This window comes from Aequorivita sediminis, assembly GCF_032080575.2.
Lineage (GTDB): Bacteria > Bacteroidota > Bacteroidia > Flavobacteriales > Flavobacteriaceae > Aequorivita > Aequorivita sediminis.
The window spans coordinates 75,496-98,935 of record NZ_JAVLSO020000007.1; the positions used below are offsets into that span (position 1 = coordinate 75,496).

At 34.9% G+C, this 23,440-nt stretch carries 22 protein-coding genes; 12 read left to right on the forward strand and 10 right to left on the reverse strand.

What is annotated here, in order from left to right:
• Positions 1 to 107 precede the first annotated feature (107 nt).
• The 8 genes from RT250_RS11200 to RT250_RS11235 all read right to left on the reverse strand — a co-directional run bounded on the left by RT250_RS11200 (position 108) and on the right by RT250_RS11235 (position 7,937).
• Positions 108 to 1,520: a sensor histidine kinase gene (locus tag RT250_RS11200; RefSeq protein WP_313114813.1), complete on the reverse strand. Its 1,413-nt coding sequence runs from the start codon at positions 1,518 to 1,520 to the stop codon at positions 108 to 110.
• Positions 1,521 to 1,636: 116 nt separating this feature from the next.
• Entirely contained in the window at positions 1,637 to 2,185 is a 549-nt protein-coding gene (locus RT250_RS11205) for a CopD family protein (protein ID WP_313114815.1), read from the reverse strand.
• 43 nt (positions 2,186 to 2,228) lie between these two features.
• Positions 2,229 to 3,572 carry an MATE family efflux transporter gene (locus RT250_RS11210; RefSeq protein WP_313114816.1) on the reverse strand — a complete coding sequence of 448 codons (1,344 nt, stop codon included), beginning with the start codon at positions 3,570 to 3,572 and terminating at the stop codon, positions 2,229 to 2,231.
• Between the two features lie 63 nt (positions 3,573 to 3,635).
• Complete coding sequence (gene hemH, locus RT250_RS11215; RefSeq protein ID WP_165145909.1) at positions 3,636 to 4,673, reverse strand: ferrochelatase; 1,038 nt, start codon at positions 4,671 to 4,673, stop codon at positions 3,636 to 3,638.
• A gap of 207 nt (positions 4,674 to 4,880) precedes the next feature.
• Positions 4,881 to 5,513: an NAD(P)H-dependent oxidoreductase gene (locus tag RT250_RS11220; protein WP_313114817.1), complete on the reverse strand. Its 633-nt coding sequence runs from the start codon at positions 5,511 to 5,513 to the stop codon at positions 4,881 to 4,883.
• Between the two features lie 22 nt (positions 5,514 to 5,535).
• Complete coding sequence (locus RT250_RS11225; RefSeq protein ID WP_313114818.1) at positions 5,536 to 6,219, reverse strand: type 1 glutamine amidotransferase domain-containing protein; 684 nt, start codon at positions 6,217 to 6,219, stop codon at positions 5,536 to 5,538.
• A 210-nt stretch (positions 6,220 to 6,429) separates the two neighbouring features.
• Positions 6,430 to 7,014, reverse strand: a complete 585-nt coding sequence (locus RT250_RS11230; RefSeq protein WP_313114819.1) for a Crp/Fnr family transcriptional regulator — start codon at positions 7,012 to 7,014, stop codon at positions 6,430 to 6,432.
• Between the two features lie 11 nt (positions 7,015 to 7,025).
• Entirely contained in the window at positions 7,026 to 7,937 is a 912-nt protein-coding gene (locus RT250_RS11235) for a helix-turn-helix transcriptional regulator (protein ID WP_313114821.1), read from the reverse strand.
• 275 nt (positions 7,938 to 8,212) lie between these two features.
• Between RT250_RS11235 and hemA the strand changes: the two genes are divergently transcribed.
• From hemA to hemF, 7 genes are read left to right on the forward strand one after another with little or no spacing between them, the layout of a single operon-like run.
• Entirely contained in the window at positions 8,213 to 9,475 is a 1,263-nt protein-coding gene (gene hemA, locus RT250_RS11240; RefSeq protein WP_313114823.1) for a glutamyl-tRNA reductase, read from the forward strand.
• Positions 9,476 to 9,477: 2 nt separating this feature from the next.
• Positions 9,478 to 10,392 (forward strand): hydroxymethylbilane synthase, encoded by a 915-nt coding sequence (hemC, locus tag RT250_RS11245; protein WP_313114824.1) that lies wholly within the window; start codon positions 9,478 to 9,480, stop codon positions 10,390 to 10,392.
• Positions 10,393 to 10,410: 18 nt separating this feature from the next.
• Positions 10,411 to 11,055, forward strand: coding sequence for a uroporphyrinogen-III synthase (locus tag RT250_RS11250; RefSeq protein WP_313114825.1), 645 nt, complete (start codon positions 10,411 to 10,413; stop codon positions 11,053 to 11,055).
• Positions 11,056 to 11,106: 51 nt separating this feature from the next.
• Positions 11,107 to 12,135 (forward strand): uroporphyrinogen decarboxylase, encoded by a 1,029-nt coding sequence (gene hemE / locus RT250_RS11255; RefSeq protein WP_313114826.1) that lies wholly within the window; start codon positions 11,107 to 11,109, stop codon positions 12,133 to 12,135.
• Complete coding sequence (locus RT250_RS11260) at positions 12,136 to 12,618, forward strand: DUF6973 domain-containing protein (protein ID WP_313114828.1); 483 nt, start codon at positions 12,136 to 12,138, stop codon at positions 12,616 to 12,618.
• Between the two features lie 42 nt (positions 12,619 to 12,660).
• Positions 12,661 to 13,431: an EI24 domain-containing protein gene (locus RT250_RS11265; protein WP_313114830.1), complete on the forward strand. Its 771-nt coding sequence runs from the start codon at positions 12,661 to 12,663 to the stop codon at positions 13,429 to 13,431.
• 21 nt (positions 13,432 to 13,452) lie between these two features.
• Positions 13,453 to 14,355, forward strand: coding sequence for an oxygen-dependent coproporphyrinogen oxidase (gene hemF / locus RT250_RS11270; RefSeq protein ID WP_313114831.1), 903 nt, complete (start codon positions 13,453 to 13,455; stop codon positions 14,353 to 14,355).
• 138 nt (positions 14,356 to 14,493) lie between these two features.
• Here hemF and RT250_RS11275 read toward each other — a convergent pair whose 3' ends face one another.
• On the reverse strand, positions 14,494 to 17,148 hold the full coding sequence (locus tag RT250_RS11275) for a DEAD/DEAH box helicase family protein (protein ID WP_313114833.1): 2,655 nt from the start codon (positions 17,146 to 17,148) through the stop codon (positions 14,494 to 14,496).
• 188 nt (positions 17,149 to 17,336) lie between these two features.
• Here RT250_RS11275 and hemB point away from each other — a divergent pair, with 188 nt between their 5' ends.
• The 5 genes from hemB (at position 17,337) to RT250_RS11300 (ending at position 21,081) form a co-directional block, all read left to right on the forward strand.
• Positions 17,337 to 18,326 (forward strand): porphobilinogen synthase, encoded by a 990-nt coding sequence (hemB, locus tag RT250_RS11280; protein ID WP_313114835.1) that lies wholly within the window; start codon positions 17,337 to 17,339, stop codon positions 18,324 to 18,326.
• Positions 18,327 to 18,475: 149 nt separating this feature from the next.
• Positions 18,476 to 18,835: a hypothetical protein gene (locus tag RT250_RS11285; protein WP_313114837.1), complete on the forward strand. Its 360-nt coding sequence runs from the start codon at positions 18,476 to 18,478 to the stop codon at positions 18,833 to 18,835.
• 83 nt (positions 18,836 to 18,918) lie between these two features.
• Complete coding sequence (locus tag RT250_RS11290) at positions 18,919 to 19,389, forward strand: hypothetical protein (protein WP_313114838.1); 471 nt, start codon at positions 18,919 to 18,921, stop codon at positions 19,387 to 19,389.
• Positions 19,390 to 19,504: 115 nt separating this feature from the next.
• A complete protein-coding gene (locus tag RT250_RS11295; RefSeq protein ID WP_313114839.1) occupies positions 19,505 to 20,605 on the forward strand; it encodes a CNNM domain-containing protein in 1,101 nt (366 codons plus the stop codon).
• Positions 20,605 to 21,081, forward strand: a complete 477-nt coding sequence (locus tag RT250_RS11300) for a methylated-DNA--[protein]-cysteine S-methyltransferase (RefSeq protein WP_313114841.1) — start codon at positions 20,605 to 20,607, stop codon at positions 21,079 to 21,081. The genes RT250_RS11295 and RT250_RS11300 overlap by 1 nt, the downstream gene beginning before the upstream one ends.
• A 91-nt stretch (positions 21,082 to 21,172) precedes the next feature.
• On the opposite strand, the gene RT250_RS11305 is transcribed toward RT250_RS11300, so the two are convergent.
• Positions 21,173 to 23,416, reverse strand: a complete 2,244-nt coding sequence (locus RT250_RS11305) for an inorganic phosphate transporter (RefSeq protein ID WP_313114842.1) — start codon at positions 23,414 to 23,416, stop codon at positions 21,173 to 21,175.
• Positions 23,417 to 23,440 lie beyond the last annotated feature (24 nt).

Here is a 23,440-nt window from a genome sequence, read left to right on the forward strand (position 1 = left end):
AAGACCTTGATACTAATTGTTTCGGATGCCAATTGGTAAGAAATTCAGTATGTGCGGCTGCTAGATCTTGAGTTTAAAAAAGTTGTTACCACAAAGCTACTAAAAACCTATTGTATTGCTGGGAATGAAACTTCAAAAGTGGTTTTTTCAGATGTCGAAGTTAGCGATATTGTTCCGCCGTATCTCTCAACAATATTTTTTACCATTCCTAAGCCTAGTCCCATCCCACTAGATTTAGTGGTAAATTGGGGTTCAAATATTCTTTCTTTGTTTTGGTTAGGTACGCCAACTCCATTGTCTGTAACGCGTATAAACACACTAGTTCCTTCCGATTTTACTGTGACTTCGATACGTGGTTCTTCAGGGTTTTTCTGCTCAATAGATTGAATACTATTTTTAACTAGATTGGTAACTACCCGAACTAGCTGCGTTCTGTCGAATAGTACGCGAACTTCCTCTTCTTCTGAAAAGAAATATATATAATTTTCAGTAAAAATCTCTAAGGCTAATTTTGTGATTTTAACTACGTTTAGTGTTTCATCTTGCTGCGCTGGCATTTTTGCGTAGGTTGAAAAAGCCGAAGAAATGGAGCTCAAAGTATCTATTTGCTGAAGCATGGTGTTGGTGTACTCAGCAATTTTTTGTTCAATATCTGGGTCGTTGCGATCAAATTTTCGTTCAAAACTCTGGACTGTTAGTCGCATAGGGGTAAGCGGATTTTTAATTTCGTGTGCTACTTGCTTTGCCATTTCACGCCAAGCAGTTTCACGTTCGCTAGCAGCGAGCTGTGCGGCACTTTTTTCTAACTCGTCAATCATTCTATTATACGCATTTACTAGTGTCGAAATCTCGGAAGGAGTGTCGCTAAGGTGTATTTTCTTGTTTCGAGTATCAAAACGGGTTTCTGCTAACTTTTCACTTATTTCCTTTAAAGATCGAGTAATATATTTTGAAAGAAAATATGCCATTGCAATCGCCACTAACAACATTAGTAAATAGGCGATTCCAAGTCTGTAGAGGTAATCTGTAAGCTCTTTGTTGATTAGGTCGTCGTCTTCTATATACGGTAGATTAAGTATCGCTAAGGGCTTAAAATAACTATCGGTAATGTAGGTGTAAGACGATTGGTATTTTTGTCCACCTTCTTCAAAAGCTTTTATATAATTTTTATGTGATGAGTTTTGAAGCCTATCCAAAACCAAGTCTGGGATTTTTTGTGAAACTGTATCTCTGAAAAAAGAAGGTCTTGAAGATTTTAAAAGATTTCCATCGAGGTCGTAAAGGAAAATTTCGAGTCCGTGGATATCTTTTATTTCGTAAATCTTATCCTTAAAAATTAGCGGAATTTGGTTTGTTTCTTCGGGATAGGTAGTATTGTCTAATACGTATTTAATATTAGCACGAATAGCCGATTCTTTACGCAACAATCGATCACGGTGATAATCTTCGGCTTCTGTTTTATATTGATTAACGGTTACAATAGCAATGAGTACTGAGGCTCCAATGACTAAGAAAATCATGGAGAGAAAGATTCTAGTACGTAGCGATTTTTTATAAAAGTACACTTATATCATTTTGAAGAAGAAAGATAGCAATAATTAATCCGCTTTAAACTAGAATTTAGAATTGATAAGTCTTATTTGTTTTTTTCCTCTCTAATTCTTTTATACATTTTATATCCCATCATCAATAACATAGAAAAAACGATGATTCCTACAGTTCCATAAATCCAGTTTACGGCGCTTTTCAAGATAACTAAAAACACAACAGCAAACAAAATAATGGTCGGCACTTCATTAAAGAGTCGCATTGAATTTGAAGTGTGTTTAATTATCCCTTTTTGAAGTTGTTTAAAAATTTGATGGCACTTAAAGTGATAAATAATAAGCGCGACTACAAACGCTAATTTTACCTGCATCCATGCGTCTGTTAGCCAAAACATGCGCATTCCCAAAAGCCAAAAGCCAAAAATTAAGGCTAGAATCATACTTGGCCAGGTAATGATATTCCATAATCGAGAGGCCATTATGTTGAGTTGTTTTCCTAAAATTTCTTTTTCAGGAGAAGGTTTTTGTGAAGCTTCAATTTGATAAACAAACAAGCGAACTATATAAAAAAGTCCAGCAAACCAAGTAACTATAAAAATAAGGTGTAATGATTTTATGTATAGGTAGTATTGTTCCATTGAAATAGTATAGAAAAACAGTTTAAAAGTAACCTTTTAATATTTATTCTTTGAGGGTTTTTCGAATTTCTCTATTTAAAAAATAACCAGTAACGATAGTAGATAATATATCTGCCACAGGGAAAGAAATCCAAACCCCTAATTCACCAAAGTAATGCGGCAGAATAAATATTAATGGGATAAAGAAAAAACCTTGCCTTGTTAATGTTAGCAGTAAAGCGGGAACTGCTTTTCCAATTGCTTGAAAGTATGCCGAACCTATAAGTTGAATTGCGATAATAGGAGTAGCAGCAAACACCCACCGCATATAATGCGGGGTTTCTGAAAGAATATCAGGATCATTAGTGAATACGGAGGTTATAGCTACAGGGAACGACATTATTAATATGAAAATTAGAATCCCTAATCCCCCTGCGTATAATATGGCTTTGTTAATGCTTTCTCTTACGCGTGTGTATTTATTTGCGCCATAATTATAACCTGCAATAGGTAGGAATCCTTGGGTAACTCCTAGAACTGGGAAGAGTGCAAACATTAGCATTCTCCCAATAATTCCATAGGCTGCAACTGAAGCTTCACCGCCAAAGTTAAAGAGGATATTATTCATTAACAGATAGGTTACACTAACTACTGCCTGTCTTGCTAAGGTTACAAACCCTAAAGCCGATATTTCCTTTAATATAGAAAGGTCAAGTCCAAAATGTGACCAGTTTATTTTTAGCTCAGCTTTATCGCTCAAGAAGTAATAAAGTATGTAAAAGAATGATAAGGAATATGAAAAAGTGGTTGCCCAAGCGGCACCTGCCATCCCCATATCGAAAATGTAAATGAAAATATAATCTAAAAGGAGGTTTCCTACGGAAGGAATAATCATCGCAATCATGGCGAACTTTGGTTTCCCTTCAGCGCGAATTACATTGTTTCCCATCATGCTAAGGGCGAGAAGGGGCACTCCGTATAATACTATGCGATAATAAATTTTTGCAGGCTCAAATATGTCGCCTTTACCTCCGAAAGCTGGAATTAAATCGTTAATAAAAATTAATCCAAAAATCACCATTGCTACAGTAAGCAAAAGTGTTAGTGTGATTTGATTTCCAAAGGTTTTAAGGGCTCTAGCTCTGTTGTTAGAACCTAAAGCTCTAGATATAATAGAAGATCCTCCAATACCAATTGCCATACCCAAGGCGGCAATAAAAAATGATACAGGTAGAACAACATTTATTGCTGCAATGGCAATAGAACCAATCCAATTCCCAACAAAAATAGTGTCTACCACTACATTGAGTGACATCACTAAAATTCCGATTGATGCAGGTAAAGCTTGTTTTACCAATAAGCTACCAATAGCATCGGTGCCAAGAGCATCAGACTGATTAGGTTTCATATAGTTTCTGAAAATTTATTACCCTGAAAATTACATTCTCCTTATATAGAGATATACTTTCAATTAGGCAATTGCCGTTTTTACATCTGCAATTCGCCATTGGTCAATCCAGCCTGTTAAAACATCAACCCAATCGTCACGATCGTTTAAACAAGGTATAGTTGTGAATTCTTTTCCGCCAGCTTCGTGAAAAATCTCTTCACCTTCCATAGCGATTTCTTCCAGTGTTTCTAGGCAATCACTCACAAAAGCAGGGGTTACAACGGCAATTTTTTTAGCTCCTTCCAATCCAAATCTTTCAATTGTTCTGTCTGTAGGTGGCTTTAACCACGGATCAAAACCTAAACGCGACTGAAAGGCATTAGAATATGTTCCTGGTTTTAGGTTTAGTTTTTCGGCAACTAATTCGGTTGTTTTAAAACATTGATGACGATAACAGTATTCGTGGGCTGGTGAATCTGTTACACAACAGCTACCGTCTATTTTACAATGACTTTTAGTTATATCTCTTTTGTAAATATGTCGTTCTGGAACACCGTGATAACTAAATAGCAAATGCTCATAATCTACACCTTCCAAACTTTCGGCAATACTTTTTGAAAGCACTTCAATATATTCTGGTTTATTGTAAAAAGCCGGAAGTGAAGTTATCTCTAGTTGCGGAAAAAACTCCTTCTTTAGTTCTTCCACTTTCACATCAATGGTTTCGGTTGTAGCCATTGCAAATTGTGGGTATAATGGAATCGTTAAAACTTCATCCACCCCTTGGTCAACCAATTCTTGTAGCCCTTTTTTTAAGGTCATACTTCCATAACGCATGGCCAAAGCAACAGGTATTGTAGTTTTTTTCTGAATTTTTTCTTGAAGTCGCTCTGAAATTACAATTAAAGGAGACCCCTCATCCCACCAAATCTTTTTGTAAGCTTCGGCTGATTTTTTTGGTCGAGTATTTAATATAATACCTCTTACTATAAAAGAGCGAAGCCAAAAGGGAACGTCAATTACCCTTGGATCCATCAAAAATTCGTCAAGATATTTTTTTAAGTCTTTCGGGTCGGTGCTATCAGGTGAACCGAGATTTACTAGGAGAACTCCTTTCATTTGTATATTAAATTTAAAAAAACAAAATTACTCTTTTAAAGTTGAACCTTCAAGAGTGATATTGGTAATTAATCCTATGGCGATATTAGAAAAGCTTATGTGTTATTTAAGCCTCAATTGCTCAAATATAAAATATAAAACAAAAAAACCCCGAATGTTCAATTTTCGTTGAATATCGGGGTTTACAAACTAACAATTAATCAAACTCTAACTTATCTCAGTTATAAATTCTTCTTTTGGAGTACGTACTTTTTTCATATCTACCAACCAATCTTCCGATTCATCGCGGTAACCTAATGTTAAAATAAGTGTACTCTTTAGTCCTTGTTTTTTTAAGTCTAGAAGCTCATCTACAGTTTCAGGAGTAAATCCTTCCATAGGTGTAGCGTCAATTTTTTGCTCTGCTGCAGCGGCAATAGCCAAACCAAATGAAATATAAGCTTGCTTAGCAGCGTGATGTGCATGCCACTCTTGGCTTAGTGGTTCGTACATACCCCAAAGGTTGTTTTTATATGCGTCCATAGTTTCAAGCGGTAATCCACGCTCATTCATTGTGTAATTGAAAACAGATTCTATTCTGTCTAAAGTATACCCATCCCAAGAAGCAAAAACTAAAACGTGTGAAGCATCCAAAATCTGACTTTGATCCCAAGCTGCTGGCTTTAATTTAAGTAATAACTCTTTATTAGTAATTACAAATATTTTATAAGGTTGAAGCCCAGAAGATGAAGGAGCCAATCGTGCTGCTTCTAATATATAATCAAGTTTTTCTTGTGGAATGGTTTCTCCATTCATCTTTTTAGTAGCATACCGCCACTTCAAATCTTCAATTAATTTCATATAACTACGGTTTTCTTAACTTTTACTTATTTAGTTTTTCTAATAATTTTTCAGCAACTAATTCTGAAGAGGCTGGGTTTTGACCTGTAATTAATAGTCCATCTTCAACTGCATAAACAGCCCAATCTTCAGCTTTAGAATATTCTCCTCCATTTTCTTTTAACATGTCCTCCACTAAAAATGGAACAACATTGGTTAACTGTACAGCATCTTCTTCGCTATTAGTAAATCCTGTAACCTTTTTTCCTTTAACCAAAGGTGTGCCATCTCCTTTTTTAGTATTCTTGAATACTGCAGGAGCGTGACATACAGCTGCAATTGTTTTGTCATTGTTATAAAATGACTCTATAAGTGCAATAGAATTTTTGTCTTCAGCTAAATCCCATAATGGTCCGTGTCCACCAGGATAGAACACGGCGTCGAAGTTTGCCTGATCTACTGTTTCTAATTTTACTGTTTTGGCAAGTATGGCTTGCGTTTCTTCATCTTTATAAAACCTAACCGTAGCGGGAGTTTGTGATTCCGGAGATTCGCTTTTTGGGTCTATTGGTGGTTGACCACCTTTAGGAGAGGCTATTGTAATTTCAACACCTTTATCTTTAAGTAAATAATAAGGAGCAGCAAATTCTTCTACCCAAAATCCCGTTTTCTCTCCTGTATCTCCTAAATCGGAGTGACTTGTTAATACAAATAATACCTTTTTCATCTTTTCTTGTGTTAATGACTTTAATTCTTCATTTGTTATCTCGTCTTTTTGTGAGTTTCCACAAGAAGAAGTTAACGCGGCGATTATCACCGTAAAAAGAATTAAATTCTGTTTAATGAATTACTTCATAGCCTTTAAACTCTATTCACTTATTTATATCAGCAAAGGTAGCGGGTAGAATTGTCAAAAAAATTGACCTATGGTAATAAATCAGCCTTTTACTAGCTCTTTTCGAATTCGGCTAAGACTTTGGGTGGTAATTCCTAAATATGAAGCAATATGATAGTTTTTTACGTTTTGCTCTATATTGGGATAGGAATTCACAAAATTTATATAACGCTCGGAGGCAGATTGGGCGAGATTAGAAATTATTCTTTTTTGAAAAGAGGCAAAGGCGCGCTCCATTTTTACGCGAAAGAAAGATTCTAGCTTTGGAATCTTTAAATATAGCAATTCCATGTCTTTCTTTGATATTTTAAAAAGTGTAGCATCCTGAATACATTCAATATTCATAACTGCTTTACTGCTGCTAAAAAATGCGGTATAATCGCTAATCCACCAATCATCTATCGCAAATTGAACCGTGTGTTCCTTCCCTTCTGGGTCTATATAATATGTGCGTAAACATCCGTCTACAACAAAGTATTGATCGTAAACCTGCTGTCCAGCTTCTAGCAATAAACTGTGTTTAGTGAGGTATTGTTTTTTAAAGGTCTGCGCTAGTAAATTTTTCTCTTCAATCGTGAAAGTGAGATTTTTAAAGATAGTTTCTACTAGTTCAGTTTCAATAGACATTTATAGGATGTTTAAACATTAAGACCCATTAAAAATTTCTTTGGAGTAGTACCGAATTTCTTTTTAAATGCAGAGATAAAATGACTTGAAGTGCTATACCCTACTTTAAGTCCAACTTCGTTTACGTTATGAGATCCTGTTGCTAACAGCTGGCGTGCAACTTCCATTTTATAGTCGAATAAAAAACTAAAAACAGAATCGCCGTAAATTTGCTTAAATCCTTCCTTTAGCCTGTTAATTGGCAGGTTAATTTCATCGGCTAGTTGTTGCAAAGTTGGAGGTTCAGCCATTCTAGAAATAATAATTTGCTTAGCCTGTTTAATTTTTGAAATATTTACTTCATCTGCTAAAAACGGGCATTGCTCTATGTCGGCATCGGCTGGGCGATTAAAATATAAACTTAGCAACTCATAAGCTTTCCCTTTAAAATAGAGAGGTTTTATAGTTGGGTGTAAGTTGTAATTCATCAATTGATTCAACACAATTGCCATAGAAGGTGAAATTGGACTGTCCTTATAATATTTCCGGTCTTTATTTTCTTCATTTAAGAAGGTGATATAATCGGCTTCCGTTGAAAAAAAACTGTGGAATTTATTAATAGGAAGCAACACCGAAAGTACCCAAGAGTTAGGAGTTAGGTGTAAGTCTAATGGTAAATCTCGTTGAGGGTTATATAGTAAAAGTGAATTATTTTCTTTTATAGGTAACACGTAGTTTCCATTGTTGAATGAAAATGATGCCGCTCCCTTTATGCAAAAGTGAAATTGGATAAAGTTTGAACTTACTTCTCGCTTATATATCTGGTTTTCATTAGTTTCGTTGCTGAATTTTAAAATAAAAAAACCAGGTTCAATAGCTATTTCTTCATAAAAACCTACCCCGTTATCATGTAAACTTTGAGCGGTATTTTTTTGAATATTCATTTAAGTTTTGAATTAATTTATTTAGAACAGTTCTAAATAGAAATATGTTATATTTGTTGGGAAACCGCGAAATTAGGGCATTAAATATGATAAATGTCAGATTTTGATTAATTTTAACACGTAGCGATACAAAAGATACCGCTAGCGTTACTTTTTGCAATACTATGACTGTACATTTGCCTTGATATAAAAATTATGCCTGAAAATCTTTTACATACTACAAAAATGAATACGCTAGGCATCCTTAATTTCTATTTCTAAAATATACTTTGTGGATGAAAAATAACTTAAAGTCATATTCTGGTGAAACCCTTGAGGGTCATTTTTATGCTATCGGTTTAAACTATAAAAAAGCAGATGCCGAGATACGCGGTCATTTTAGTATTGATGATAATGCCAAAAAGCAAATCTTGGAACAAGCGAAAGAAAATGGAATTCCTTCACTTACCGTTATTTCTACCTGTAATCGTACGGAGCTTTATGGCTTTGCACAGCATCCTTATCAGTTAATTAAATTGTTATGTGAATTTACAAACGGGACAGTAGAAGAGTTTGAGAAAGTCGCTTATATTTATAAAAACCACGACGCCGTTTCGCATATGTTCACTGTAGGAACGGGGTTAGATAGTCAAATTTTAGGGGATTTTGAGATTATAAGTCAGTTGCGTAATTCTTTTCGCGAGTCTAAAAAGCACGATATTTTCAATCCATTTATGGAGCGTCTTGCAAATGCTGTTATTCAAGCAAGTAAGCGAATAAAGAATGAAACTAAAATTTCTTCAGGAGCTACATCTGTTAGTTTTGCCGCAGTGCAATACATTATGAAGATGGTTACAGCGGTTTCGGAAAAAAATATTTTACTTTTCGGAACTGGAAAAATTGGTAGAAATACTTGTGAGAACTTAATAAAACATACCAAAAACGATCATATTACCCTTATAAATCGCACAAAAGAAACTGCTGAGAAAGTGGCAGGTAAGTTCAATTTGGTGGTTAAGGATTATGCCGATATACAAAGTGAAATAGCGCAAACTGATATTCTTATTGTTGCAACAGGCGCACAACAGCCAACTATTTCAAAGGAACTTTTATACTTAAAAAGACCACTTTTAATTTTAGATCTTTCAATTCCTAAAAACGTTTCTGAAAATGTTTTAGAAAATGAATTGGTAACGCTAGTTCATTTGGATGAACTTTCAGCTTTAACCGACGAAACGTTAGAGCAGCGTGCATCACAATTGCCAAAAGCGAGAAAGATTATTTCTGAAATTGAAAAAGATTTCAATAAATGGGCGGATAACAGAAAATTTGCTCCTACCATTAGAGCTTTAAAACTTAAGCTCGCTGAAATTAAAGAAGGTGAAATAGACTATCAAAGTAAAAAGATAGAAGGCTTTAATCAGGAACAAGCCGATATTATCAGCGATAGGCTAATTCAAAAAATCACTACACATTTTGTCAATCACTTAAAAGGCGAAGAAGGCTCTGCCGAAAGTATTGAATTGATTAGAAGAGTTTTCCAACTTGAAACTGCATAGTCTTGAAAAAAACCATTCGAATTGGTACCCGCGATAGTGAATTAGCACTTTGGCAAGCCAATACTGTAAAATCTAAACTAGAAAATCTAGGTTATAAATCTCAACTTATACCAGTAAAATCGGAAGGAGACTTAGTTCTTGATAAGCCTCTTTACGAGATGGGCATAACTGGAATATTTACTAAAACGTTAGATGTGGCTATGATTAACGGAGTGGTTGATATAGCAGTTCACAGTATGAAAGATGTACCTACTCTTTTACCTAAAGGAATAGTGCAAACTGCAGTATTAAAAAGAGCTACATCACAGGATATTCTAGTAGTTGAATCTGAGGTAGATTTTGAAAAACCATGTACTATCGCAACGGGAAGTCTTCGCAGACAGGCCCAATGGTTACATAGATATCCTAATCATAATTTGGTTGATTTACGCGGAAATGTAAATACTCGTCTTCAGAAATTAAAAGACAATAAATGGGAGGGAGCAATTTTTGCTAAGGCAGGATTGGAAAGAATTAATGTGTTGCCAGGAAAATTCATCGACTTAGATTGGATGATTCCTGCGCCAGCACAAGGAGCAATGGTTGTAGTTGCAATGGAGAACGATCCGTTTTCAATAGAAGCGACATCAAAGCTTAATCATACCGTCTCAGAAATATGCACCCATATAGAAAGAGAGTTTTTAAACACTTTAGAAGGTGGTTGTACTGCTCCAATCGGGGCCTATGCTCAAATTGTTGGCGATGAGGTGATGTTTAAAGGGTGTTTATTCTCATTAGATGGAAAAGATATGCTTGAAATTGAAAAAAGTGTAAAAACATCAGATTATAAAGGATTTGGAAGAGAATGTGCTTTAAGCATACTATCTAATGGAGGAAAAGAATTAATGGCCGAAATTAAAAAGCATACTAAAAAATAGGTTGCTAATACTGTGGTAATGAAAAGCGTCCTATCTACCAAAAAATTGAGCTTTTCCCAAAGGGAATTGTTGCTTAACGCTGGAGTATCACTGGTAGAATACAACGCAATAAAGATTGGCTTTATTGAATTTATAGCGCCTTCTAAAATTGAGAATGCTATAATTACAAGTCAAAACTCTGTAAGTGCTATTCAAAAAGCGAATATTAAAATTCGGAATTGCTATTGTGTAGGAGAAAAGACTAAAGCTCTTTTAGAGAAAAATGGTCAAAAAGTGATCAAAATGACTGAATATGCTTCGGAATTAGCGCCATATTTAGTTGAAAATCATAAAAACGATCACTTTTATTTTTTCTGTGGAAATATAAGAAGTGACGTTATTCCTTCAGCTTTAAATGAAAATAATGTCTCTTTCGAAGAAATAAAAGTATACAACACAAGCCTACAACTTAAAAAGATTGAAAGACAATTTGATGCAATCATGTTTTTTAGTCCGAGTGGTGTAAGAAGTTATTATAAAGAAAATAAATCTGAAGCTTTGGCTGTGTGCATTGGCACAACAACTGCATCAGAAGCTAAAAATTACACAGACAAAGTAGTTGTTTCAAACGCAACTGTTGTTGAAAGTGTAATAGCGAAGACTGTAAAAATGTTACGAACTTAATGTATGTAGGTCTAAAGGGTTAAAATCTGTTAGGTTTATAATAATAATGCTATGATAAAAAACGATTTATTCTTAAAAGCACTTCGCGGAGAAACCGTGGAGCGTCCACCTGTATGGATGATGCGTCAAGCAGGAAGATATCTTCCGGAGTTTATGGAAATTAAAGAGAAATACGATTTCTTTACGCGCTGTCAAACTCCTGAACTCGCTAGTGAAATTACAGTACAACCTATCCGTCGTTACGGAATGGATGCTGCTATTTTATTTAGTGATATTTTGGTGATTCCACAGGCTATGAATATTCACGTAGAAATGAAACCTGGAATCGGCCCGTGGGTTCCAGATCCAATCCGTTCTCAAAAAGATTTGGAACGCGTTATTGTACCAGATATTAACGATACACTTGGCTATGTAATGGAAGCCATTAAAATGACCAAGGAAAAACTAAACGATGAAATTCCATTGATAGGTTTTGCTGGAAGTCCATGGACAATCTTATGCTACTGTGTGCAAGGTCAAGGAAGTAAGAATTTTGATAAAGCAAAAGAGTTTTGTTTTACCCAACCAGTTGCTGCACACGAATTACTTCAGAAGATTACTGATACTACAATTTTATACTTAAAGGAAAAGGTAAAGGCGGGTGTTAATGCTGTTCAGGTTTTCGATAGTTGGGGTGGAATGCTTTCACCCACCGATTATCAAGAATTTAGTTGGAAATATATTCAGCAGATTATTGATGCATTAAAAGATGAATCTCCAGTTATTGTATTTGGAAAAGGGTGCTGGTTTGCCTTAGATGTAATGGCTAAAAGTGGTGCCTCTGCTTTAGGTGTAGATTGGACTTGTTCTCCTAAAAACGCTAGGTACCTAACAGGAGGAAACATTACATTACAAGGTAACTTCGATCCTACAAGGCTTTTCAGTCCGCCATCTGAAATTAAAAAGATGGTGAAACAGATGATTGATGAGTTTGGAAAAGATCGATATATAGTAAATTTAGGACACGGTATTTTGCCAAATATTCCAATTGAGAATGCAGGAGCTTTTATAGAAGCTGTAAAAGAATACAAACAAGATTAAATGCTTTGGCGAATTTTTAATAGATTAGATTTCAAGCAACTCTTCGGGTTGCTTGGTCTTTTTATTAGAAATCCGCTTTACGGAATTCCAACAATATTTGCCACCAAAAACTGTATGCTTATTGCTCAAAATGAATATGGCAATACGCATCATTTAAACAATCCGGCAAATGCATTTAGGCACGCCCTCTGGGTGATTTTGATAATCCGAAGATGTTTAAAGTGGAGAAAGAATGAAGATAAAGCAAAAGCTTGGGCTAAAAAGTTCACCGATTGGCACGAGGATTTCTCGCCTAACAAACCATTAGATAGAGCCGTGGATATCCATAATAATTTAATGGGGATTATTTTTTATGAAGAAATAAAGAATAAAAGTGAAGAAGAAATTGTAGCTTTTTTAAAACTAAAGGCAGAGGAAGCTGCAAAGATTGAAACTGTTGAAGAGGTTGACCAATTTGATGATAGATTGATCTATATATCCTAATCTATCACCTGGGTTATTCTGTCACGTTTGAAACTCAAAAATATGATTAAAAACATTCTAAGAGGCATAAGGGCATACGTGGGAACTTTCAAGCTGATAAGTAAACTTAGGCTTTGGAAGTACTTTGGAGTACCGATGGCAATTAGTTTTTTTACAGCAATTCTAATTGGGTTTTCAGCTTGGGGTTTAAGTGATAATCTTGGGGCATTTATATCAAAAGTATGGTTTTGGGAATGGGGAGCACAGACCTTTAACACGATAAGTGAATTTATAGGCGCCTTAATTATCATTGCACTTGGGCTTATTCTGTATAGACATATTGTAATGGCACTTAGCGCCCCATTTATGAGTCCTGTTTCAGAAAAAATTGAAAAACATTTATACGGAGTAGATAACATAGACCACTCGCATAGAAATACAAGCAATGCAGGGCAATTATGGCGTGGAATTCGACTAAATGTGAGAAATTTGTTGATGGAAATAATGATTACCATACCTATAATTCTTATCGGGTTTATCCCTGTAATTGGTATAGCCTCATCAATTTTGTTGTTCTTAGTACAGAGTTATTACGCAGGTTTCGGAAATATGGATTATACGCTAGAGCGTCATTTTAAATACGCTGAAAGTATTCAATTTGTTAAGAAAAATCGAGGTTTGGCAATAGGAAATGGTATTGTTTTTATGCTTGTACTTTTAATTCCTGTAATTGGAATTATCTTGGTTTTACCGCTTTCAGTAACCGCAGCTAGTACAGAAACTTTAAGAGTTTTGGAAAATCAAAAAACAACTCAAAGGGTCGCGAAGACCTAATAGGTATTTAAAAAGTGAATTATGAAAGAACAGTTTGTAGCCTACATAAAAAATTTACAAAACGAAATAACTTCAGCCTTAGAGTCAATAGACGGTAAGGCGAAGTTTCAAGAAGATAAATGGATTCGCAAAGAAGGCGGTGGCGGCCGAACTCGCGTGATTGAAAACGGAAATGTTTTTGAAAAAGGAGGCGTTAATATTAGTGAAGTACACGGAAAATTACCTGAAAGTATGCAGGCGTATTTCGGAGTAAAAGACGCAGACTTTTTTGCTTGTGGCTTGAGCTTGGTGCTTCACCCAAAAAATCCAATGGTACCTACGGTACACACAAATTGGCGCTATTTTGAAATGTACGATACTACAGGAAATATTGTAGACAGTTGGTTTGGTGGCGGTCAAGATTTAACACCCTACTACCTTTTTGAAGAAGACGCAGCACATTTTCATAAGGTATGCAAAACAGCTTGCGACAAACATAATAGTGAGTTTTATTTAACTTACAAAAAGCGTTGTGACGACTATTTTTGGAATTCCCATCGCGATGAAGCTCGTGGCATTGGAGGCTTGTTTTTTGATTATTTAAAGAAGACCGATGAGATGAATATGAAGGATTGGTACAATTTTGTAACCGAAGTAGGTAATAGTTTCCTAGAATGTTATTTGCCAATTGTTGAAAAGAGAAAAGATCTTTCTTATTCTGAAGAAAACAGAACTTGGCAAGAAATTCGTCGTGGGCGTTATGTTGAGTTCAACTTAGTTCACGATAAAGGAACCTTGTTTGGGTTAAAAACCAACGGGCGAATAGAGAGTATTTTAATGAGTTTACCATCACACGTTCAATGGAAGTACGATCATCATCCAGAGGCGGGGAGTGAAGAAGAAAAACTCGTTGAGGTATTAAGAAGCCCTAAAGATTGGGTTTAATCTCCTCGTTCTTTTGCTTATTTCTCCAGAAACGCTTTTTGTGGGCTAGTTTTTTTCACGATGATATAAATATCATTGATTCTGCAAGAGAATCCTAGATTTCAAGTGTACTTGCTTCATCTTTGCAGGGAACTACCGTCACTTCCATATTAAAGACTTTTTTGATTTTAGGTTGTTCTCATGCTGAAAATAATGAAAGCGGGCTTTTAACAATAGTTTTCTACCTTTTGCATTTCTAGTGAAAGTGAGGGTTGCCTTTCCATTGGATTTTTTCCAATGTTTGAAGAAAACATCTGCATCCTTTTTCCTTTCGGCAAATAGCTTTGGAACGCTGTAATAATTCGCAAGCCCCAATAAATTTCTGAACCAGCCAGATTGACTAATAATATAGCGCGGATTTTCAACAGGAGATATAATTTCATCAAGGTAATCTGTAAAAAGCCAGCTTTCTTTAACTGTAGCATTTTGTAAGAAACAGCTTATTTCCGTTTGATTAATATTCTCAATTACAACTTCAAGTTCGGTTGCGGCAGATTTTATAATTTGTTTTTCAATCATCGCTGCTTTTAAGGCATTTGCTATTTTTTTCAACTGTTTATCTCTTCTACCATATTTAAGATATAATTTGAGCGCTTTGATAGTTTTTGGAATGAATATTATAGCAATTCCGCTTCCTACGGCATAGAAAAAATAAAGAAATCCACGTGAAACTAAGGTGAAAAAATTCTTTAGAAAAAGTTCAGGAATAGTAATTGCCATTAAAACTGAAAGTTCGACAAAGGCGTATTTCACCAAATCTCTATAATAAAACTTTTTCGCTTCTGTGGAGGGTGTTTTGGGTTCGAAATCTAACTTCAACTCTCGAATCAATATATTTCCCGTTTCTAGCGCTTTGCCCCATCTTTTTATTACGCTAGTGCGGTTTAATGCTAAAGAGCACATTCTCTCATTTAAAACATCTACTTCTGAGAGTGTCTTGGTTATTTCCAAACGGGAAATACCGTTTTGTATATAAGGTTGTCCTTCAAGAGAAATTCCGCAGAAGGCATCAAATCTTCGGGTTAACGTTTCTACATCGGCACCGCCAATTTTACTAGTGGGATCCACGCAGGCAAGATGCCAGATGTTTGCGACTTTTTTGGGTTTTAAGGGGTTTATGCGAAGTGCCCGACCGCGCATTTGGTTGGAAGTCACAAAGGAGCCAACATACGAGGCTAGTACAAGTGTATTAATTGCTGGTGCATCCCAGCCTTCTCCCAATAACGATTTAGTACCAACAATCACTTGGATAAGCCCTTCTTCAAAAAGTTGTGTTATAGCGTGTATCATTTGCTTTTTCCCGCTTAACGTTGGCTTGATAATAATATACTCTGTGTCCCATAAAATGGATTGAGTGAAAGCATTGCTAGAAATTTTAGCCGTTAATTCATCCACCACCGAATTGTGAATTAAAATCAAGGAGCCAGTAAGTACGGCCAATTTGCTTTTTTGAAGTTTTAAAGTGTCGTCATTTTTTATGGTGTTTCGAAGATGTTGAAAGATAGGAACTACCCCCATTTTATTGATCTCTGTGAGTGAATCGCCATATTTAAAATCGAGATACTCCTTTCTGATATAGTCTGAAAGAACTACCATTCTCAGTGAACTCCCTAAGTTATCACTCTCAATTCTCGTGATTTCAACAATACTTCTAAGTTTTGAAGGACTTTGAGAAAGGGAACGATACAGATTGCCTTCGCCTACAAGATTGACCCGTTGTCTATCGAAGGCACCAATTTTTTGCAGCTTCTTTTCAATGGTATTTAAGAGAGTTTCATTATCGTTATAAACCTTTCTGTTGTCAACTAAAAGTGGTTGTAGTAAGGCTTCAATCCACTCATAAGTAAATGAAGGAAAGGTTATACTTTTTGGGTTGGCTCCTAATATTTCAATTTTTTCGGAAGGAATTTTAATATCAATCGAATTTAAATATATAAGCATAGCCGAATAGAAATCAGGATGTTCGTAAATGGCTTCTAGTAAATTTTCAGTATTCGCATAAAAGGGATGTTTTAAAATAAAGTTTTTAAATTCTTCATCTGCTTTTAACCAAAAAACAAAGGCTTGTATCTGCTCGCGATATTTGATAATATATCGAATTTGTTCTTCATCCGGTTTCGAAAAATAAATATAATCCTGATGTGGGCATAAGTTGCCTTCCTTTACCAATTCTGGTAAGCCGATTTCCATATCTATAGGACCACACAATTTAAAATAGTTGGCTATCTCATTTGCTTCACTGTCATATGGTGGGGTTGCGGTCAGAGAAATTACAGTGGAACCAGGCAGTTGTTTTAAGCTAATGAGGGGTTTCCACCATTCCTTTTTTAGATGATGCGCCTCGTCTAAAAGAAGATTCTCAATTCCATAATTCTTAAAGAAATTAAGCAATTTAGTATCTGAACTTTCCATTTCATTCTTATAAAAAGAATGTAAAGATTGATACGTAGAAAAGGTAAGTGTATCTGGGTTTTTTAAGTTGAAAGAAATCTGAATTGAGTGTTCACCGTTTACAAAACATTCTAACATTCGCTCGTACCATTGATTACGAATGGTTAAAGTAGGGGACAAAATGAGTGTCTTTTTGTTTAATCTGCGCACCATTTCCAGCCCCAATACAGTTTTACCTGAACCAGGAGGTGCTACTACATGCAAATGCTTATCTTCTATATGCATTTCGAAATCTTCCAAAAAACGCGCTTGATAGCTTCGCCAGTTAAATTTAAAAAGTAGGAATGAGGATAGCGTGTTCAATTTATGGATGGCTCAGATTATAGTAGTAAATTTGCAACGCTAAAAATAAAGTATTTTAACGAGTTTGAAATATTATATAAAATATGGTTTTTGGTAGAATAATTTTGTGAATTGATTTTTAAATCTGCGATTTCAGATTTATCAAACAATCTAAAATTTCAAGTCTAAAATTTAAAATCTAAATAGATATGTATCCATTAAGAAGAAACAGAAGATTGCGAACTAGTGAAAGCATGAGAAGTTTAGTTCGCGAAACAATTTTAAGTCCGAATGATTTTATCGTTCCGCTTTTTGTTGTTGAAGGGAACGGTGTTAAAGAGGAAATTGCTTCAATGCCAAATTACTATAGGTTGAGTTTAGATTTGCTTGAGAAAGAAGCAAAAGAGCTATGGAAACTTGGGTTAAAGTCGGTTTTGCTTTTCGTAAAAGTTGATGATAAATTAAAAGATAATACCGGAAAAGAAGCATTAAACCCTGATGGGTTGATGCAACGTGCTATTAAAACAGTTAAAAATGCTGTACCTGAAATGCTTGTAATGACTGATGTGGCATTAGATCCATTTTCTGCTTATGGTCACGATGGAATTGTATCTGAAGGATTAATTATTAACGATGATAGTAGTGCTGTTTTAGCCGAAATGTCACTGAGTCACGCTCAGGCAGGTGCCGATGTAATTGCGCCTAGCGATATGATGGACGGCCGTATTTTTGAGATTAGAACCTTATTGGAAGATGAAGGTTTCCACAATACTGGAATTATGGCATATAGCGCTAAATATGCATCTGCATTTTACGGTCCTTTTAGAGACGCACTAGATTCTGCTCCAGTCGATTTAAAAGATATCCCAAAGGATAAGAAAACGTATCAAATGGATTTTGCGAACCGCGAAGAAGCTATTCGTGAAACCATCATGGATATTGAAGAAGGAGCAGATATTGTTATGGTAAAGCCAGGACTTTGCTATTTAGATATTGTTCGCGAAATTAAAAATGAGGTAAATATTCCTGTGGCAGTTTATCAAGTTAGCGGCGAATATTCTATGTTGAAAGCTGCAGCCGAAAAAGGTTGGTTGAATCACGATGCCGTTATGATGGAGCAAGTTACGGCAATTAAAAGAGCTGGAGCTTCTATGATAGCAAGTTACTTTGCTAAGGACGTGGTGAAGATTATATCATAACTCGAGTATTATATATGAATTTCCACATTCTGGAGCGGTATTTTTTAGATAAATAATAGTCTAAAAAGTATCGCTCTTGATATTTCAGTAATTTTAATAATTAGCAAAAATTTAAATTTTCGAATTCAATTTTAGATTACATTTGTTGAGTGAAACTTGCTAAGCAACATATAAATACATTTTTAACCACGATTGCCGTTTTTTTGGTATTCGGGAATGTTGCTTTTGCAAGTGAAGTACTTTCTTCTATAGATAAAGCTGTTGTTGTCTCCCATTTACAACAAGATGATAATAGCAAACCTTTTGAAATTAATAAGGTATCAATTGGAGAAGCTTCTCAAACTATCACCCAAAATGAAACTTCGAATTCAGGATTAACCGGGCTTTTTTATTCTAATAAAGAGTTTCCAAATACTTGTTATTCTTCGGTTATTAAATGTTCTTTTTCTTTAAAGGACAAACGTAAACTCATTTTTCAATATCTCTTTCCATTTCATTTCTTCTGGTAATTTTTTGATGATTAATTCGTCTGGTTTGAATTGATTTTCAGACCATTATTTATTCAATTTATTCATCAAAAAAATTATTTATTATGGAAATAAGTGCATCCCTAATTGGGCTAATAATATTATTGTTGATAGCTGTACCTGTAGGCTATATGATTGTAAACGCATCAGGACTTGACAGAAAAGTGAAAAAAACTATCAATTCCCTTTCTGAAAAAAACGGAATTAAGTTAGACAATGTAGAAATCCTAGGAAATGTAGTGATTGGTGTTGATCCTAACACTAAAAAAATGGTTTACTCTACTAAGAAAAATCCAGTAGCCGATTTTACTATTGTAAATATGGAGGAGGTAAAAGCTTGTCGAGTGAAGAGTATTAAGCAAACAGAAAAAACCTTAGATTGGGTTGGGCTTGAAATTATTAAAAACACCGGCAGTAAAGAAATAACATTTTACAATGAATACGATGATGAAGAACTAAGTACAGATCCATATATTAGTTTGCAAAATGCCAAGCGTTGGGAAACTACATTAAAACCATTATTAAAGGCTTCTTAAACATAATTTACTTAAAACCGCCCAATGAGGCGGTTTTTTTATGTAATTAACAAGACCTTATCGTTATTAACGTTTATAAATCTTTATTTTTATCAAAAAAAATATTCATCTATATATGACGTTATTAATAGTTTATGCGGTTTTATCGATTTTATTTTCATTTTTATGCTCCATTTTAGAAGCAGCATTGTTAAGTTTCACTCCTACGTTTTTACGAATGAAAACCAAAGAAGGAAAGGGCTATGCAAAAACACTCACCAATTTTAAAAAGGATATAGATAAGCCTTTAATCGCAATACTTACTATCAACACAATTGCACATACAGTTGGTGCAATTTTGGTGGGAGTACAAGCCGAAAAACTACCGTATAAAGTGGAAGTTTTTGGAATGAATATAGTTGGAATTGTTTCAGCTATAATGACAATTTTAATTCTTATAGTTTCAGAAATAATCCCTAAGACTATTGGAGCTACATACTGGAAGAGTTTAGGCTCTTTTACAGCTATGTTTTTGAAGATAATAATCTTCCCTTTAAAATATACGGGAATACTTTGGCTATTGATGATAGTTACCAAAATGGTTGGAAAGTCAGCCCATGTAAGCACTATGAGTCGTGAAGAATTTATGGCGATTACCGATGCTGCCGAAGAAGAAGGTGTTTTTGAAGAAAATGAGACTACGGTAATTAAAAATCTATTGGTTTTTAAAAGTGTACAAGCAAAAGATGTAATGACACCATTTCCTGTTGTAACCTTAGAAGATGAAAAAATGACTCTTCAAAAATTTCATGAATCAAATAAAAATCTAAGATTTTCAAGAATCCCTGTCTATAAAGATAAAACGCATAACATTACTGGTTTTGTACTAAGAGATGATGTTTTGGAAGAAATCGTTGAAGAGCGTGGCGACAAGTTATTAAGCGATATCAGGAGAGAAATATTTATGGTTTCGGCAGAAAAACCAATTCCAGATTTGTTTGAGACGTTTATTAAACAACGTGTTCACATCGCTGCGGTAGTGGACGATTTTGGCAATACTATTGGGGTGGTTACTATGGAAGACATCATAGAAACACTTTTAGGGCTCGAAATTATGGATGAGAGTGATAATATTGAAGATTTGCAACTACAAGCCCGAAAGAACTGGGAAAAACGAGCTAAGCGTATAGGAATTCAAATTAGTGATATTGACAAACCTCAAGATAAGTCGGAATAATGCACACAGTTTTTATTGAATCTCCAATTGGATTTATAGAAATTGTAGGGAATTCAGAAGGAATATCGTCCATACTTTTTAAGGATGACGACTCTTTAGCTATTTCAGAAACTATTCCAAAAGAACTAAATAATGTGGTTACTCAACTTCAAGAATATTTTGAAGGTAAACGTTCAATCTTCAGTGTAAAAATTGCTCCAAAGGGTACAGATTTTCAAATACGTGTTTGGAACGAACTTTTGAATATACCTTTTGGGAAAACACTTAGTTATCAGCAAATAGCAAATAAACTTGGCGATCCCAAAGTAATAAGAGCTGCTGCTTCAGCAAATGGTAAAAATCCAATTTCGATTATTATTCCCTGTCACCGAGTAATTGGGAGTGATGGATCCTTGACGGGTTATGCTGGCGGACTACATCGTAAGAAATGGTTGTTAGAACACGAAAATCCTTCGCAACAACAATCGCTGTTTTAGTAAATTAATAATTACTAAAGTAGTTTAATAAAAAAATCCCTCCGTAATAACAAATTTTATTACCGAGGGATTTTTAATTTAAAGCTATTGATTACGCTTTCTTGTAGCTTGAGTGATACTCTTCCATCAAGTTCATCAAGGCTTTCACTAAGTCTTTTGTTTCTAGTAGTAAACTGAAATACAAAGTAGTGTTTTTCGGACTAGACTCCTCAGTTCTGGTTCGAGCAATTTGCTTTTCAATCTTATTTGAAAGACTAGCATAAATTTCCTCTTTTCTATTTAAAACTTGGCCAATACGTTCAAATTCTTTCTTGTCGAAGATATCTTCAATTTCATTTAATAAGCCCTCAAGATGTCTATCAACTTCTTGTAGATCTTTAATTTGGTTGAAACGAAGTGCTTTGTGGTTGTTGTTAACATGCTTGTAACTTGCTTTAGAAATAAATTCTAACGACTGAGCAATATCCGTTAAATAACCTAAGATAATGATGTAGAAATTACTTCCGCGAACACTTGTATCGTCAAGGTTTTTAATAAAATAGAATAAATTATCTCGTAATTCTTCAACCTCATCATTTAGCTTTGAAACACCTTTCTTACTCTTTTTTAGTTTCTTAGTATCTTGTTTTGCAAGGCCTCGCAACATATCGGTATAAATCTTGTTTGAGCGAGAAACAACATTACTAATGTTCTCAGCACTTTCTTGAATAATACCTTGAACAGTTTTACTTTCGGTTTTCTTTAAACCTGTTTTGTTCATCTTAAGTTTAGCCTTGTTTTTGTGAGAAATATAATTTCTTACTAACAATAAAATAGCTAATAGAAGAAGTACAGCAATCATAGCTCCTCTTCCTATAAAGATAAGATAAGTTAAGGTTCCTGCTGCGGTAAATGCAACGAAGGCAGTGAAGAACCATCCTCCAATAACATTTAATACACCTGCAACACGGTAAACAGCACTTTCACGGCCCCAAGCTCTATCTGCTAAGGATGTACCCATTGCTACCATAAAAGTTACGTATGTTGTTGATAGTGGAAGCTTCATTGAAGTAGCAGTAGCAATCAGTATACCTGCAACAACAAGGTTTATAGAAGCACGAATCATATCAAAAGCAGGCATCTCGTATGCTTTGTGCTTTGGTAATTCAATAACAGGCTTTTCAAATCGCTTATCTATTTTTTCCTGCATTGATTTTGGAAGGATATGTTCAAAATATGTAGCTAAATAGGTGCTAGATTTAACTAAAAACCTTGATAACATATTAGGGCTAAATTTTTCATGACCATCCCCTTGACGTGCTAAATCGATTTCTGTATCAGATACCGTTCTTGCTTTTTTGGAGAACCATAATGTTAAAACCATAATTGCTCCTGCAGCAAACAATAAAAATGGTTCTGCGGGTACCGCAGTTTCAAGACTTGTCATTGCATAAGCAGAAGCCTCAACACCAGACGTAGACCAGTCCATATAACTATGGTAAGCGGCCATTGGTACACCAATAAAGTTAACCAAGTCGTTTCCAGCAAATGCTAGAGCAAGACTGAAACTCCCTACGGCAATTACTATTATTAGGATACTTTTTTTGGTAACCATCATAAACAGTTGCGAGAAAATAGTCCAGATAATAAAACTTATACCTATAATTAAAGCTGTATTAGATTCTACTATTCCTTTAAAACTATTGTAAAAAGGTGTGCTTTTTAAACCTTTCATAAAGATGAAATAGCTAATTGCAGTTAATGCAATCCCTCCAAAAATAGCTCCGAAATATTTCATTTTTTGCTCTATGTGGAAGGTGAAAATTAATCGAGATAGGTATTGTACTATCGCCCCCACCGTAAAGGCAATGACGACGGAGAGGAGAATTCCCACAATAATTTCAACGGCTTTCTCGGTGTTAATATACTTTGAAAGTGAAGAGATTGTTTCGGCATCGTTTTGACCAATTTTAATAAGCGCCATAATTACTGCGGCTCCTAATAATTCGAACACAATTGAAACCGTTGTAGATGTAGGTAAACCAATCGTATTGAAGAAATCTAGCAGTAGGATATCGGTGATCATTACCGCCATAAAGATGATCATAATTTCGTCAAAATAGAATTCCCCGGGGACGAAGATTCCTTTTCGGGCGACCTCCATCATTCCACTTGAAAATACGGCTCCGATAAAGATTCCTAAACTGGCTATAATTAATATTCCTTTAAACGGAATAGCTTTAGAGCCAATAGCAGAATTTAAAAAGTTTACAGCATCGTTACTTACACCCACAACTAAATCTGCTATGGCTAAAGCAACAAGTGCTACAATCATTAATAAGTAAATATTATCCATTTTTGTCGATTATTAAATTGGTGC

Excerpts from the sequence above, each read along its gene's own strand:
- hemF (WP_313114831.1), top strand. The coding sequence starts at position 13,453 with ATGAAAGAACAGTTTGTAGCCTACATAAAAAATTTACAAAACGAAATA.
- RT250_RS11205 (WP_313114815.1), bottom strand. The coding sequence starts at position 2,185 with ATGGAACAATACTACCTATACATAAAATCATTACACCTTATTTTTATA.
- RT250_RS11295 (WP_313114839.1), top strand. The coding sequence starts at position 19,505 with ATGACGTTATTAATAGTTTATGCGGTTTTATCGATTTTATTTTCATTT.
- RT250_RS11260 (WP_313114828.1), top strand. The coding sequence starts at position 12,136 with ATGCTTTGGCGAATTTTTAATAGATTAGATTTCAAGCAACTCTTCGGG.
- RT250_RS11305 (WP_313114842.1), bottom strand. The coding sequence starts at position 23,416 with ATGGATAATATTTACTTATTAATGATTGTAGCACTTGTTGCTTTAGCC.
- RT250_RS11300 (WP_313114841.1), top strand. The coding sequence starts at position 20,605 with ATGCACACAGTTTTTATTGAATCTCCAATTGGATTTATAGAAATTGTA.
- RT250_RS11225 (WP_313114818.1), bottom strand. The coding sequence starts at position 6,219 with ATGAAAAAGGTATTATTTGTATTAACAAGTCACTCCGATTTAGGAGAT.
- RT250_RS11210 (WP_313114816.1), bottom strand. The coding sequence starts at position 3,572 with ATGAAACCTAATCAGTCTGATGCTCTTGGCACCGATGCTATTGGTAGC.
- hemB (WP_313114835.1), top strand. The coding sequence starts at position 17,337 with ATGTATCCATTAAGAAGAAACAGAAGATTGCGAACTAGTGAAAGCATG.
- hemA (WP_313114823.1), top strand. The coding sequence starts at position 8,213 with ATGAAAAATAACTTAAAGTCATATTCTGGTGAAACCCTTGAGGGTCAT.
- RT250_RS11230 (WP_313114819.1), bottom strand. The coding sequence starts at position 7,014 with ATGTCTATTGAAACTGAACTAGTAGAAACTATCTTTAAAAATCTCACT.
- RT250_RS11250 (WP_313114825.1), top strand. The coding sequence starts at position 10,411 with ATGAAAAGCGTCCTATCTACCAAAAAATTGAGCTTTTCCCAAAGGGAA.
- hemE (WP_313114826.1), top strand. The coding sequence starts at position 11,107 with ATGATAAAAAACGATTTATTCTTAAAAGCACTTCGCGGAGAAACCGTG.
- RT250_RS11265 (WP_313114830.1), top strand. The coding sequence starts at position 12,661 with ATGATTAAAAACATTCTAAGAGGCATAAGGGCATACGTGGGAACTTTC.
- RT250_RS11290 (WP_313114838.1), top strand. The coding sequence starts at position 18,919 with ATGGAAATAAGTGCATCCCTAATTGGGCTAATAATATTATTGTTGATA.
- RT250_RS11235 (WP_313114821.1), bottom strand. The coding sequence starts at position 7,937 with ATGAATATTCAAAAAAATACCGCTCAAAGTTTACATGATAACGGGGTA.
- RT250_RS11220 (WP_313114817.1), bottom strand. The coding sequence starts at position 5,513 with ATGAAATTAATTGAAGATTTGAAGTGGCGGTATGCTACTAAAAAGATG.
- RT250_RS11200 (WP_313114813.1), bottom strand. The coding sequence starts at position 1,520 with ATGATTTTCTTAGTCATTGGAGCCTCAGTACTCATTGCTATTGTAACC.
- hemH (WP_165145909.1), bottom strand. The coding sequence starts at position 4,673 with ATGAAAGGAGTTCTCCTAGTAAATCTCGGTTCACCTGATAGCACCGAC.